The 13,174-nt window shown below is 68.8% G+C and carries 12 protein-coding genes; 9 read left to right on the plus strand and 3 right to left on the minus strand.

The window, feature by feature from the left end:
• Nucleotides 1-292: 292 nt before the first annotated feature.
• Both ABZ887_RS03755 and ABZ887_RS03760 read right to left on the minus strand, forming a co-directional pair.
• Nucleotides 293-1,462 carry a DUF3631 domain-containing protein gene (locus ABZ887_RS03755; RefSeq protein WP_361282581.1) on the minus strand — a complete coding sequence of 390 codons (1,170 nt, stop codon included), beginning with the start codon at nt 1,460-1,462 and terminating at the stop codon, nt 293-295.
• Between the two features lie 679 nt (nt 1,463-2,141).
• A complete protein-coding gene (locus ABZ887_RS03760) occupies nt 2,142-2,363 on the minus strand; it encodes a helix-turn-helix domain-containing protein (protein ID WP_361282583.1) in 222 nt (73 codons plus the stop codon).
• A gap of 475 nt (nt 2,364-2,838) precedes the next feature.
• On the opposite strand from ABZ887_RS03760, the gene ABZ887_RS03765 reads away from it, so the two are divergent.
• Both ABZ887_RS03765 and ABZ887_RS03770 read left to right on the plus strand, forming a co-directional pair.
• A complete protein-coding gene (locus tag ABZ887_RS03765; RefSeq protein ID WP_361282585.1) occupies nt 2,839-3,042 on the plus strand; it encodes a hypothetical protein in 204 nt (67 codons plus the stop codon).
• 1 nt (nt 3,043) lies between these two features.
• Complete coding sequence (locus ABZ887_RS03770) at nt 3,044-4,393, plus strand: tyrosine-type recombinase/integrase (protein ID WP_361283339.1); 1,350 nt, start codon at nt 3,044-3,046, stop codon at nt 4,391-4,393.
• 67 nt (nt 4,394-4,460) lie between these two features.
• Here the strand turns inward: ABZ887_RS03770 and ABZ887_RS03775 are convergent, their stop codons facing one another.
• On the minus strand, nt 4,461-5,144 hold the full coding sequence (locus ABZ887_RS03775) for a hypothetical protein (RefSeq protein WP_361282587.1): 684 nt from the start codon (nt 5,142-5,144) through the stop codon (nt 4,461-4,463).
• Between the two features lie 302 nt (nt 5,145-5,446).
• Between ABZ887_RS03775 and hemL the strand changes: the two genes are divergently transcribed.
• The 7 genes from hemL to ccsB all read left to right on the plus strand — a co-directional run bounded on the left by hemL (nt 5,447) and on the right by ccsB (nt 13,146).
• Nucleotides 5,447-6,772: a glutamate-1-semialdehyde 2,1-aminomutase gene (hemL, locus tag ABZ887_RS03780; protein WP_361282589.1), complete on the plus strand. Its 1,326-nt coding sequence runs from the start codon at nt 5,447-5,449 to the stop codon at nt 6,770-6,772.
• Between the two features lie 83 nt (nt 6,773-6,855).
• Nucleotides 6,856-7,503, plus strand: a complete 648-nt coding sequence (locus tag ABZ887_RS03785; protein ID WP_361283340.1) for a histidine phosphatase family protein — start codon at nt 6,856-6,858, stop codon at nt 7,501-7,503.
• A 125-nt stretch (nt 7,504-7,628) separates the two neighbouring features.
• Nucleotides 7,629-8,888: a hypothetical protein gene (locus ABZ887_RS03790; protein WP_361282591.1), complete on the plus strand. Its 1,260-nt coding sequence runs from the start codon at nt 7,629-7,631 to the stop codon at nt 8,886-8,888.
• A 67-nt stretch (nt 8,889-8,955) separates the two neighbouring features.
• Nucleotides 8,956-9,546: a TlpA disulfide reductase family protein gene (locus ABZ887_RS03795; protein WP_361282593.1), complete on the plus strand. Its 591-nt coding sequence runs from the start codon at nt 8,956-8,958 to the stop codon at nt 9,544-9,546.
• A gap of 1 nt (nt 9,547) precedes the next feature.
• Nucleotides 9,548-10,324 carry a cytochrome c biogenesis protein CcdA gene (locus ABZ887_RS03800; RefSeq protein WP_361282595.1) on the plus strand — a complete coding sequence of 259 codons (777 nt, stop codon included), beginning with the start codon at nt 9,548-9,550 and terminating at the stop codon, nt 10,322-10,324.
• A gap of 3 nt (nt 10,325-10,327) precedes the next feature.
• On the plus strand, nt 10,328-12,040 hold the full coding sequence (locus ABZ887_RS03805; RefSeq protein WP_361282597.1) for a cytochrome c biogenesis protein ResB: 1,713 nt from the start codon (nt 10,328-10,330) through the stop codon (nt 12,038-12,040).
• Nucleotides 12,037-13,146, plus strand: coding sequence for a c-type cytochrome biogenesis protein CcsB (ccsB, locus tag ABZ887_RS03810; protein WP_361282599.1), 1,110 nt, complete (start codon nt 12,037-12,039; stop codon nt 13,144-13,146). The genes ABZ887_RS03805 and ccsB overlap by 4 nt, the downstream gene beginning before the upstream one ends.
• The last annotated feature ends 28 nt before the right edge of the window (nt 13,147-13,174 follow it).

Consider the following 13,174-nt stretch of genomic DNA (forward strand, 5'->3'; position numbering starts at 1 on the left):
GGCCGGGTAAGGACTCCTTACCCGACAACTTGCTGCGCTGTCTGGGGCTGAGGTGGTGTGCATCTGCTCCTGAGCTGTGGGCAGTTCGTGGTGCTGTTCGTGCATGGCGGTGCTCCGGGGCTGAGGGGCGGGAGATGTGTCACGTGCGTCGCATCCGTCCCACGCCTGGTCAGCACAGGTACGGACACTCGGGCAGGTACGGAGAAGTCCGTCCCGACAAGCACATCCGTCCCCGCGCTGACCTGCGCGGGGACGGATGCGACGCAGTGATACGGACCCAGCGGGAGGCGGGTCAGCGGGCGCGTTTGGAGCCGGCGGGTCCGCCGGGCGGGCCGATGGGCAGCTGACCCGACGGGGCGGCGGGCGGCTTGCCCTGGGCTGGCGGGTGCGCGGGCGTGTCGTCGTGCGCAGGGGCGGGCGCCGTCTCGGTGAGGTCGGGGCAGTGCCGGGCCCAGCTGTCGAGGAACCGGTTACGGGCGTACCCCTTGGCCTGCCTGCCCTTGTCGAACCGGTAATTGGCCGGACGGATGCCGAAGTCCCGCAGCATTCTGCCCAGGTGATAGGCGTTGAGCCCGTTGGCGCCGTGCTCTGCCCAGGGGGCGTCGGGGTCCTGGAGCAGGGCGGTGACCAGATCCAGGGAGGACAGGACTTCGGGGTTGCCGTGTGCCTCGAAGACGCGGTGGATGTCGCGCAGCAACCTTGTCTTAAGGTTGGTTTGCTCGTCCTGGACGGCCTCGAACCGGGTCATCGCGACACAGGCCGCACGGGCGCTGGCGGGCCAGTGGCCGCCGGCCAGGTCGGCGATGATGACCAGCGGTTCCCAGGTGTCTGCCGCCCGGTCCTCCACCGGCATGGTCGGCGCCATGCGACCAGCCGTGCCGCGCAGCGGGCCCAGCCAGGCGGCCAGCTTGTCCCGCACCGAGTTCAGCTCCGGTGAGGCGTAGCGCGAGCGGAACGGGGTCACCTTCTCGCCCGGCTTGCGCTTTTGCATGCGGAGCACGACCGCCCGGTCTGTGATCGTGTCGGGCAGGTCGCCGATCGAGGCCAGTGCGGCCATGGCGAAGGTCGGATACGGGGTCGGCTTGTGCTCCGGGCCGGAGATGCGCCAGGCGGGCCGGTTGCGCTGGTGTCCGGCGTTCAGCAGGCCGCGAAGGTCCTCGTTGTCACCGGCCTTGCTGAAGATGGTGTCGGCTTCGTCCACCAGGATCGTGCGCGGGTTCTTGCCGATGATGCGGAAGAGCACCGCCGTGGACATGTTCACCGTCATGATCGGCTGGTGCACGGTCTCGTGGAGCACGTCCAGAACCCGGGACTTGCCGCAGCCCTTGGTCGGGCCTACGACCGCCAGACGCGGCGCGTGCTGCAGAACGGTCTGGATGTGCGTGGCCGCCACCCACAGGGTGACCGCTGTCAGCGCCTCGTCACTGGGCAGCACGACGTACTTGCCGATCGCCGCCCGCAACTCATCCAGCAGTTCTACACCCTCACCGGAACTCCTTTCCTCAGGGTCTGCCGGTCCCCGAGGAGGCCGGGAGCCAGTCCCGTGATCCGGTCCCCGTGCGTCGACGGGACCGGTCCCCTTCTGCTGGGCGCTTCCCGCTACGGGGTTGTCAGTCCCCAGCGACTGGCGGGGACCGTGATCACGGTCCCCATTGCGGTCCCCTGGTGCAACTGCAGCCTCTTGGGGACCGGTCCCCATCTTGGCGCCGTTGACCTGTGGGTTTGCGCCGGATGTCGATACGGGGACCGGGACGTGCGGGGACCGAGCAGTGGGCACGTCGCGGGGACGGTCTCCAACGGCAGCATCTGCAGACGGCTGGGGACGGTCCCCGTGTGCTTCCACATCCGCCGAGTGCTCGACGGTCCCCGACGCCGGGGACCGTGTGTCCGCCTGATCCCTGCGCCGCCAGGGGACGCCCTCGCCGGGGACGGCGGGAGTGGGCCAGCCGGTCGGGGAGGTGTTCGTGGAGCTGGGGGACGTAGGGTCCTCCATAGGCGTTCCTCTCCGGTGAGAGGCAGGACGGGCAAGGTCCCGCCCCTCACCAGCTCATTCGTTCAGGGATAGGCGATCAGTTGGGAAGTCTTGGGCCCTCGGCGTTGGCGCGCCGGGGGCCGCTTCGTTGTCCGCGCCAGACGCGGGGTCAGGCCGTGAGGTCGTACGACGTGTGGGCGTCCAGCCACGCGTCCACCTCCCGCCAGCGGTAGCGCAGGTGACGGCCGACCTTGTGGACGTTGGGGCCGGTGCCCCGGTACTTCCACTGGTAGAGGGTCTTCACCGGTACCCCGAGGTAAGCGGCCACGTCGGCGGGAGTGGCGAGCTGGTCACGCTCGGCGTCGGCAAGGCGCGGGGAGTGGTTCGGCAATGAGGTCTCCATATCGGAATCAGGGTTTTGGATGGCAGGGCGGGCAACACAGCCACACCACCTGGGAAACTTCCAGAGTGAATTCTGAAACTCCCGGCTACTTCCCTCGGCGTTGCCGGGGAAGACCAAACAGTAAGGGCGGATCGCCGGTTGCCGAAATCGCTCCCGCGGAAGCCGAAATATTCTGCGGCGAAACAACCGGCCGAGGTGCCGGAATCCGGTACCTCGGCAGCTCAGGGGTGGCGCCCAGCGTGGAGAAGTGATGCCGCCAGTCCAGCGGGCATCGCGTCCGATAGCTGCTTAAATCGCCCACTTCTTTGACGCGGAGGGAAGGTAGCACAACCCCTCCTCCGAAATGGCTCGTGATGTGCCGGAATTCGACGAGACGAACACCACTTCGCCTCCGGGCGACTTTTGGAGAGTTTAAGAACTAACTCTTGCCATGGCGGCCGACTGTAAGTTACAGCTATTGGTCATGCCCAACCGACCTGTCGAAATAGGCCGCGCCGGCCTCCACACCGCCTGCGCCATCGGGTACCCACGCCTCGTGCGCAGCCTGCCCCAGCACCAGTTCGCCGCCCCGCCCTCAGCCCTGCTGCTCCCGTGGCTGACGCGCACCGCCGCGCCCTACGCCACCGCCCAGTCTCCTAACCCCATCCAGGAGGCCCTTCTTGGCTGACGTGTACGACCGCTGGCACAAGTCCCACCCCAAGCCCACCGAGACCGAGTGCGGGGAGCACAAGAGCCGTACGAAGCGGATGGCCCCCACGGCCGACCACAGCATCGGCAAGCGCTGGCAGGTCCGTTATCGGGACTTGAACGGCCACCAGCGCAAGGAGAATTTCGACACGAAGGCGCAGGCGGACAACCGCGCCGCCGAGGTGGACGTCGAACTCCGGCGCGGCTCCTACGTCGTACCCGCCGAGACGAAGCAGACGCTCGACGCCTACGCGCAGAAGTGGCTCGCGGCGAACTCCGTCGGCCCGACGACCGCCCTCCGCTACGAGGCGACCGTCCGCAACCACATCGTCGAGCACCTCGGCCGACGCGAACTGCGGTCTCTCAACCAGCCTTCGATCATCCAGGGGTGGATTCGGACCCTCCAGGACAGCGGCCTCGAAGTGTCCACGATCGAGGGCATCTTCGACATCCTCTCCAGCATCCTCGGCGCGGCCGTGGAGGACGGGTTGCTGCCGAAGAATCCCTGCAAGGCGAAGTCGGTCAAGCTGCCGACGGCGACCAAGAAGAAGGTCATCCCTTGGTCGTTGGAGCGCGTCCGCGCCGTCATCGCCGGGCTGCCGAAGCGCTTCCAGGCCGGCGGCAAGCTCGCCTTCGGCTGCGGCCTGCGCCAGGGCGAGGTGTTCGGCTTCGCCGTCGAGGACATCGACTTCAAGGGCGGCTGGATCCACGTCAACCGCCAGGTGAGGCTCGTCGGCGCGAAGCCCGTCTTCGCGCTACCCAAGGGCAACAAGATTCGCTCGGTGCCCCTACCCGCGCAGCTCGCCGCCGCCCTCAAGGCGCACATGAAGGAGTTCCCGCCGGTCGAGGTTGCCCTGCCCTGGGCCAAGCCGGACGGTGAGCCGAAGACCTTCCGCCTCCTCTTCGTCGACCAGAAGGGGCGGGCCTACAACCGCAGCGTCTTCAACATGGGCGACTGCAAGCGTGCCCTGGCCGCCGCCGGCGTGATTCCTCCCCGCGAGCGGGGCGCGCGCTACCTCCAGGCGGCCCCGGAAGACGGCATGCACGCCCTCCGGCATGCTTACGCCTCCGTACTCCTGGACGCGGGGGAGAGCATCAAGGCGCTCTCGGAGTACCTCGGCCACTCGGACCCGGGCTTCACGCTGCGGACGTACACGCACCTGCTGCCGTCCAGCGAGACCCGCACCCGCAAGGCGATCGACGACGCCTTCACGGAAACGGAAACGGGAGCCGAGGCGGAAGCGGAAGACGACGGCGGCCCGCCCGCCGCCCAGGGCACATCAGCACCCCCAGCAAAACCAATGTGCCCTCAATGTGCCCTGGCCGCCTGACGACCCCTCCCCGGCACCAAAAAGGGCGAGGCCCGAAGACCCCGCCCGCCCCGCAGGAAACCCCGGCTCAGGGCCACACCAGGCAGTACGGCTGATGCCCCGCCTCATGCAGCCGGTGCGAGAAGTCCTGCCACTCGTGCAGCAGCTGGTACACGTTGAACGCGTCCCTCGGGCCGCCCCGGTCCGGGACCGTCGACCAGATGAAGGCCGCCGCGCCGACCGCTTCCTCGCCGATGCCGCGCAGGGGGTCGACCACCGTCATGGGGAGCTTGACCACCGCGTAGTCGGGGTGCAGTACCACCAGCTCCAGCGGCGGCACCTTGTGCAGAGGCACGCCTTCGATGCCCGTCAGCACCATCGCGGCCATCGTCTCCGGCTTGATCTTGGTGAACATGCCGTTCATGCCGAGCTCGTCGCCGCCGAGTTCCTCCGGGCGCATCGAGATCGGGACCCGGGCCGCGGTCGCGCCGTCCGGTGCGCCGAAGTATTTGTACGTCACCCCCACCCGACCACCATTCCTGCTCCCGGTCTGCAGACGGTCGATCCGCCGCTCGCTCCGCTGGTCCCGATCCCTCTGATCGCGGTCCCGCTGATCGATACGTCGGTCGCGCCGCTCCGACTCACTCGGTACGCCTTGTTCGTGACGTGCTGCTTCGGCTGATTCCTCCGCGTCGCGCCGGTGCTTTCCCCGTTGGGCACGCCGAGGACCCAGGTCATCGGTCCCCTCGCCCAGTCCGCCACCGCGATGCATATCTCCACCCGACTGCTTTTCTAGGACGCGTGGCCCCCGCCGCGCAACCCGATCATCGTGTCAGTGACCTCCCCCACGGCCGCCCGCCGAAACGTGCGTCGAAACATCAGTCCGCAGGATCTTTACAGCCTCCGGCCGCCTGCGTGCCGGATGAGCTGGGTGTATCGGGTCACAGTCTCGCAGATGCCCCGGGCGCTGTGCGGGGACCGCCGTCCTCCGCTGCGAGAGGACCGCCGTCCTCGGCCTACCCTGAGGAGGTCACCAAGCATCCGGAGTCCGAGAAGTCGGAGAAGTCGCACGTCATGAGTGCCCAGAGCGAAACGCCCTATCCCTACGACGCGCCCGTCTCACAGGCGCTCTTCGACCGCGCCTCCGTCGTCACGCCCGGCGGCGTGAACTCCCCGGTGCGCGCCTTCCGCGCCGTCGGCGGCACCCCCCGTTTCATGGTCTCCGGCAAGGGGCCCTACCTCACGGACGCCGACGGGCGCGAGTACGTCGATCTTGTGTGCTCCTGGGGGCCGATGATCCTCGGGCACTCCCACCCCGAGGTCATCGCCGCCGTCCGGGAGGCCGTCTCCCGCGGTACCTCCTTCGGTACGCCCGGTGAGGGCGAGGTCGCCCTCGCGGAGGAGATGGTCGCCCGGATCGAGCCGCTGGAGCAGGTCAGGCTGGTCAGCAGCGGGACCGAGGCCACGATGAGCGCCATCCGGCTCGCCCGCGGGTTCACCCGGCGCACCAAGGTGATCAAGTTCGCCGGGTGTTACCACGGGCATGTCGACAGCCTGCTGGCCGCCGCCGGGTCCGGCGTGGCCACCTTCGCGCTGCCGGACACCCCCGGTGTCACCGGTGCGCAGGCCGGCGACACGATCGTGCTGCCGTACAACGACCTGGAGGCGGTGCAGGAGGCCTTCCACCGGCACCCGGGGGAGATCGCCTGCGTGATCACCGAGGCGTCGCCGGGCAACATGGGCGTCGTGCCGCCCGCGCCCGGGTTCAACCAGGGACTGAAGAACGCCTGCCGCGAGAACGGCGCGCTGTACATCTCCGACGAGGTCATGACCGGGTTCCGGACCAGCCGGGCCGGCTGGTTCGGCATCGACGGAGTGGTGCCCGACCTGATGACCTTCGGAAAGGTGATGGGGGGCGGCTTCCCGGCCGCGGCCTTCGGAGGCCGCGAGGACGTCATGGCGCACCTCGCCCCGGCCGGCCCCGTCTACCAGGCCGGCACCCTCTCCGGGAACCCCGTCGCCACCGCCGCCGGTCTCGCCCAGCTGCGGCTGCTCGACGACGCGGCCTACGACAAGGTCAACGCCGTGTCGGAGCAGATCCAGGGGCTGGTCGGTGACGCACTGAACAAGGAGGGCGTCGCGCACCAGGTGCAGACCGCCTCCAACATGTTCTCCGTCTTCTTCACCAACCGCCCGGTGCGGAACTACGAGGACGCGCGGGGCCAGGAGTCGTTCCGGTTCACCGCCTTCTTCCACTCCCTCCTCGCCGACGGTGTCTACCTGCCGCCGTCGTCCTTCGAGTCCTGGTTCGTCTCCACGGCCCACGACGAGCGTGCCGTCCAGAAGATCGCCGACGCCCTCCCGGCGGCGGCCCGAGCGGCCGCGGAGGCCACGGCGTGAGCGACAGCGGCAGCAACAGCAGCAGGAACAGCGGCGGCATCGGCGGCAACGGCAGCAACGGCGACATCACCGTCGTGCACGTGATGCGGCACGGCGAGGTCGCCAACCCGGACGGGGTCCTGTACGGCAGACTCCCCGGCTACCACCTCTCCGAGCTCGGCCGGCAGATGGCCGACCGGGTCGCCGAGCACCTCGCCGGCCGGGACGTCACCCATGTCGTCGCCTCCCCGCTGGAGCGCGCGCAGGAGACCGCGACCCCGATCGCCAAGGCGCACGGGCTCGGCCTCGGCACCGACGAGCGGCTCATCGAGGCCGAGAACATCTTCCAGGGCAAGACCTTCGGGGTCGGTGACGGGGCGCTGAAGAACCCGGCCAACTGGAAGTACCTCGTCAACCCGTTCCGGCCGTCCTGGGGCGAGCCGTACGTCGACCAGGTGGTGCGGATGCAGGGCGCCCTGGACGCGGCCAGGGACCTGGCGCGGGGGCACGAGGCGGTGCTGGTCAGCCACCAGCTGCCGATCTGGATCCTGCGGTCGTACATCGAGCGGCGCCGGCTCTGGCACGACCCGCGCAAGCGGCAGTGCACCCTCGCCTCGCTGACGACTTTCACATACGAGGGCGACAGGATCGTTTCCGTCGGGTACAGCGAGCCCGCCATCGACCTGGTCCCGGCCCATCTGCGCGCCGGCGCCAAGCCGGTGAAGGGGAAGGACAAGGCCTTCGGGGCGTGAACTCCGTGCCGCCGAACACGGTTTCATTAAATTAGTCTGAAAATATGCGGTTCCTTTCGGAACCTCCCTGTTCGTCCCGCCCTCTGAGTGGGTGACCACCAGAGGACGTGACGAATCGGGGAACCATGCGGACCTTCACCCGAAGGGGACTACTCGGCGTCGGCGCGGGCGCCGCGGCCGGACTCGGCCTCGCCGGCTGCGGCACGCACACACCGTCGGACGGTGCGAACCACGCCGGCGGTTCCGGCAGGCAGCCCTCGAAGAAGCCGTCGAAGACGCCGGACGCCCGCCCCCTCGGCGACGGCTCCACCTCCCGCACCGGCAAGCAGCCCCACCAGCCCGCCGCCCCCGAGCCGCTGGAGCCCGGCCAGACCCCGCCGCAGTTCGTGATCTTCTCCTGGGACGGCGCCGGCGAGGTCGGCACCGGCCTCTTCCCGCGCTTCCTGGATCTCGCCAAGGAGCACGGCGCGTCGATGACCTTCTTCCTCTCGGGGCTCTACCTGCTCCCCGAGTCGAAGAAGCGGCTCTACGACCCCCCGAACAACCCCCGCGGCGCTTCCGACATCGGCTACCTCACCGACGAGCACATCAGGGCGACCCTCACCAACGTCCGCCGCGCCTGGCTCGAAGGGCACGAGATAGGCACCCACTTCAACGGGCACTTCTGCGGCGGCTACGGCACCGTCGGGAACTGGACGCCCAAGCAGTGGCGCAGCGAGATAGACCAGGCCAAGGCGTTCGTGAAGGAGTGGCGGACCAACTCCGGCTGGACCGACCTGCCGCCGCTCCCCTTCGACTACGACAAGGAGCTGGTCGGCGGCCGTACCCCCTGCCTGCTCGGCCAGAACAACCTGCTGCCCACCGCCCGCGAGCTCGGCTGGCGCTACGACGCCTCCTCGCCCGGCGGCCGTCAGGTCTGGCCGGAGAAGAAGCTGGGCATCTGGGACCTGCCGCTGCAGCAGATACCGTTCCCGGGCCGCTCCTTCGAGGTCCTCTCGATGGACTACAACATGCTCGCCAACCAGTCGGTCAACTCGACCAAGGCCCCCGCCTACAACTACCCGGGCTGGCGGACCCAGTCGGCCCAGGCGTACACGGCCGGATTCGAGCGGGCGTACACGACGAACCGGGCGCCCTTCTTCATAGGCAACCACTTCGAGCAGTGGAACGGCGGCATCTACATGGACGCCGTCGAGCAGGCCTTCACGCACATCGCCCGGGAGAAGGAGAAGGGCGCCGACGTCCGGATGGTCTCCTTCCGGCAGTTCGCGGACTGGCTGGACGTGCAGAAGCCGGAGATCCTGGCGAAGCTGCGCACGCTGGACGTGGGACAGCGGCCCGCCGGCGGCTGGAAGACCTTCCTCAAGCAGGGGGCGGCGGCCTGAAAAGGGGCGAATCCCGGACCGAGGGGGGTGCGCAAGATCCTCAGAACGGGCATGCGAAACTTTTCACATGAGTACCCGTAGCCGCGCCCTCCTGCTCGGCGCCATGGCCGCCACGGCGGTCCTGACCCTGTCCGCGTGCGGCAACGGCGGCACCTCCGGCGGAGGCGGCAACACCAACTTCGTCACCGGCAAGGACGGCATCGACACGGTCGCGAAGGGCCACCGCGCGGCGGCCCCCGACCTGTCCGGGAAGACCATCGACGGCAGCACCCTGAACGTCGCGGACTACAAGGGCAAGGTCGTCGTCATCAACGTCTGGGGCTCCTGGTGCAGCCCCTGCCGGGCCGAGGCGCCCTACTTCGCCTCCGTCTCCAAGGAGTACGCGGGCAAGGGCGTCCAGTTCGTCGGCATCAACACCCGCGACACCAGCACCGGTTCCGCGGTCGCCTTCGAGAAGCAGAACGGCATCGACTACCCGAGCCTGTACGACCCGACGGGCAAGCTGATGCTCCGCTTCAAGAAGGGCACGCTCAACCCGCAGGCCATCCCCTCCACCCTGGTACTCGACCGGCAGGGGAACGTCGCGGCGCGCTCGCTGGCGGCGCTCAGCGAGGAGAACCTGCTGAAGATGCTCAAGCCCGTGGTCGCGGAGAAGTGACGTGAGCGCACTCCTGACGCTCGCGGGCGCGACGGACGGACCGAACACGACCGTCATGAACGGCGCGCTGCTGCTGGCGCTGCCGATCGCCCTGCTCGGCGGACTCGTCTCCTTCTTCTCCCCATGCGTGCTGCCCCTCGTACCCGGCTATCTCTCGTACGTCACCGGGGTCGCCGGCACGGACCTCGCCGAGGCCCGGCGGGGCCGGATGGCAACCGGCGCCGCGCTCTTCGTGCTCGGCTTCACCGCCGTGTTCGTGTCGAGCGGAGCCCTGTTCGGCTACTTCGGCCAGGACCTGCAGGAGCAGTCCGGTGCCCTCAACAAGGTGCTGGGCGTCCTGATGATCGCCATGGGCGTGTTCTTCATGGGCCTGATGCCTTGGTTCACCCAGCGCGAGTTCCGCTTCCACCGGCGGCCGGTGGCCGGCCTGGTCGGCGCACCCCTGCTGGGCGCGCTCTTCGGGATCGGATGGACGCCGTGCATCGGCCCGACGCTCTCCGCCGTGCTGAGCCTCTCCGCCCAGCAGGGCAGCGCGGGTCGCGGTGCCATACTGACCGTCGCCTACTGCCTGGGCCTCGGTGTGCCCTTCGTGCTCACCGCGATCGCCTTCCGCAAGGCGCTAGGCGCCTTCGGCTGGGTCAAGCGTCATTACGTGTGGGTGATGCGGGTCGGCGGCACGATGATGATCGTGACCGGTCTGCTGCTGCTGACGGGCGCCTGGGACCGTCTCGTGCAGGACATGCAGTCCTGGTCCGCCGGCTTCACTGTGGGGATCTGATCGATGAGCAAGACCGAAACCGAGAACACCGAGCCGGACCTCGGCGAGGCCGGCTCCCAGCTGTCCACCGCTCCCGTCGAGCCGCCGGTCGCCCCCGGCCTCGGGGTGATCGGCTGGGCCCGCTGGTTCTGGCGGCAGCTCACCTCGATGCGGGTCGCGCTGCTGCTGCTCCTGCTGCTGTCGCTGGGCGCGATCCCCGGCTCGCTGATCCCGCAGAGCGGCGCCGACATCTCCAAGGTCGACGACTTCCGCAAGGCCCACAAGACGCTGTCGCCGGTCTACGACAAGCTCGGCCTGTTCCACGTCTACAGCTCGGTGTGGTTCTCGGCGATCTACATCCTGCTGTTCGTCTCGCTCGTCGGCTGCATCATCCCGCGCGCCTGGCAGTTCGTGGGCCAGCTGCGCGGCCGCCCGCCGGGCGCCCCGAAGCGGCTGGACCGGCTCCCGGCGTACACGACCTGGCGGACCACGGCGGAGCCGGAGGAGGTCCGTGCGGCGGCGCTGAAGCTGCTGAAGAAGCGGCGCTTCCGCGCGCACCTCGCGGGGGACGCGGTCGCCGCCGAGAAGGGCTACGTCCGCGAGTTCGGCAACCTGGTCTTCCACATCGCGCTGATCGTGCTGCTGATCGCCTTCGCCTCCGGCCAGATGTACAAGTCGGACGGCACCAAGCTGGTCGTCGAGGGCGACGGGTTCGCCAACTCGATCCTCCAGTACGACGACTTCAAGTCCGGCTCCATGTTCAGCACCGACGACCTGGTGCCGTTCAGCTTCGACCTGAAGAACTTCAGCGCCACCTACCAGACCAGCGGTCCCAGCAAGGGCACGGCGGTCTCCTTCACCGCGGACATCGACTACAGCGAGGGGGCCTACGGCAAGTCGAAGCGGACCACCATCAAGGTGAACGAGCCGCTGCACATCGGCGACGCCAAGGTCTACCTCGTCAGCCACGGCTACGCGCCGGTCATCACCGTCCGCGACAGCAAGGGCAAGGTCGTCTACCACGACGCCGTCCCGCTGCTCCCGCTCGACGCCAACGTCACCTCCCAGGGCGTGGTGAAGGTGATGGACGGCTACCAGAACGCCAAGGGCGTCAGCGAGCAGCTCGGCATCTCGCTGTTCTTCCTGCCGACCTACGCCGGCGGCTCCTCGGTCCTCTCCTCCTTCCCGGCGCTGGACAACCCGGTGCTGAACCTGACGCCGTACCACGGCGACCTCGGCGTCAACTCGGGCATCCCGCAGAGCGTGTACCAGCTCGACAAGACCCACATGAAGGAGTTCAAGGACTCCAAGGGAGCGCAGTTCCGGGACAACCTGAAGCCCGGCCAGACCATGCAGCTGCCGAACGGCGCCGGTTCCGTGACGTTCGAGAAGGACGTCAAGGAGTGGGCCGGCTTCGAGATCGTCCAGGAGCCCGGCAGCGGCTGGGCGCTGGGCGGCGCGCTCGCCGCGATCTTCGGCCTCGCCGCCTCGCTCTTCATCCAGCGCCGCCGGGTGTGGGTGCGCGCGGTGCCGGGCCCCGACGGCGTCACGGTGGTCGAGATGGCCGGACTGGGCCGCAGCGAGTCCGCGAAGGTGCCGGAGGAACTCGGCGACCTCGCGGGCATCCTCTACGACCAGGCGTCGGGGGCTCCCGATCCCGACGACACCACTGACGACGACCCCGCAGAATCCCCCGACCCCGAAGTCGTACCTGCCGAAGGGGCTGAGAAGCGATGACTTCCGCCGCCGCAACCGCGCTCGACGCAACGACCCTCGCCGCGACCAACGAGCATCTGGCGAGCATGAGCAACACGCTCGTCTACTCCTCGATGGCCGTCTACACGCTGGCCTTCTTCGCCTACATCTTCGAGTGGCTGCTCGGCAGCCGCAGCCGGGTGGCGCGCACCGCCAACGCGCTCACCACCAAGGCGGAGACGAAGAAGGCGCCCGCCGTCACGGTCAAGAAGGCCGGCGGCACCGCCGTACTGGAGCGCCCGCAGGTCGTGGTCCGCTCCGCGGCGGGCTCGCGGGACGTGCCGGACGGGCCCGGCGCCCACGGCGGCGACGAGCAGGGCGACCTCTACGGCCGGATCGCGATCTCCCTCACGGTCCTCGCCTTCCTCGTGGAGCTGGCGGGCGTGGTCACCCGCGCGGCCTCCGTGCAGCGGGCGCCGTGGGGCAACATGTACGAGTTCAACATCACGTTCTCCACGGTCGCGGTCGCCGTCTACCTGACCCTCCTCGCCCTGAAGAAGAACGTCCGCTGGCTCGGCCTCTTCCTGATCACCACGGTCCTGCTCGACCTCGGCCTCGCGGTCACCGTCCTCTACACGGCGAGCGAGCCGCTGGTCCCGGCCCTGCACTCGTACTGGCTGTACATCCACGTCTCGACGGCGATCTTCTGCGGCGCGGTCTTCTACGTCGGCGCGGTGGCCACGATCCTGTACCTCTTCAAGGACGCCTACGAGAGCAAGCTGGAGAACGGCGGCAAGCCCGGCAGCTTCGCCACCTCGGTCCTGGAACGCCTGCCCGCCTCGGCGTCCCTCGACAAGTTCGCCTACCGCGTGAACGCGGCCGTCTTCCCCCTGTGGACCTTCACGATCATCGCGGGCGCGATCTGGGCGGGCAGCGCCTGGGGCCGCTACTGGAACTGGGATCCCAAGGAGACCTGGTCCTTCATCACCTGGGTCGCCTACGCCTGCTACCTGCACGCCCGTGCCACCGCCGGCTGGAAGGGCCGCAAGGCCGCCTACCTGGCGATGATCGCCTTCGGCTGCTGGCTCTTCAACTACTACGGCGTCAACATCTTCGTCACCGGCAAGCACTCCTACGCGGGCGTGTAACTCCCGCACCGACAAGGCCGGTTCCCGT

The sequence above is a fragment of the Streptomyces sp. NPDC047061 genome, assembly GCF_040643955.1.
Taxonomy (GTDB): domain Bacteria; phylum Actinomycetota; class Actinomycetes; order Streptomycetales; family Streptomycetaceae; genus Streptomyces.

Coding starts and splice junctions, on each gene's coding strand:
- ABZ887_RS03765 (WP_361282585.1), top strand. CDS start 2,839: ATGCCCAACCGACCTGTCGAAATAGGCCGCGCCGGCCTCCACACCGCC.
- ABZ887_RS03790 (WP_361282591.1), top strand. CDS start 7,629: ATGCGGACCTTCACCCGAAGGGGACTACTCGGCGTCGGCGCGGGCGCC.
- hemL (WP_361282589.1), top strand. CDS start 5,447: ATGAGTGCCCAGAGCGAAACGCCCTATCCCTACGACGCGCCCGTCTCA.
- ABZ887_RS03785 (WP_361283340.1), top strand. CDS start 6,856: ATGCGGCACGGCGAGGTCGCCAACCCGGACGGGGTCCTGTACGGCAGA.
- ABZ887_RS03795 (WP_361282593.1), top strand. CDS start 8,956: ATGAGTACCCGTAGCCGCGCCCTCCTGCTCGGCGCCATGGCCGCCACG.
- ABZ887_RS03775 (WP_361282587.1), bottom strand. CDS start 5,144: ATGCATCGCGGTGGCGGACTGGGCGAGGGGACCGATGACCTGGGTCCT.
- ccsB (WP_361282599.1), top strand. CDS start 12,037: ATGACTTCCGCCGCCGCAACCGCGCTCGACGCAACGACCCTCGCCGCG.
- ABZ887_RS03805 (WP_361282597.1), top strand. CDS start 10,328: ATGAGCAAGACCGAAACCGAGAACACCGAGCCGGACCTCGGCGAGGCC.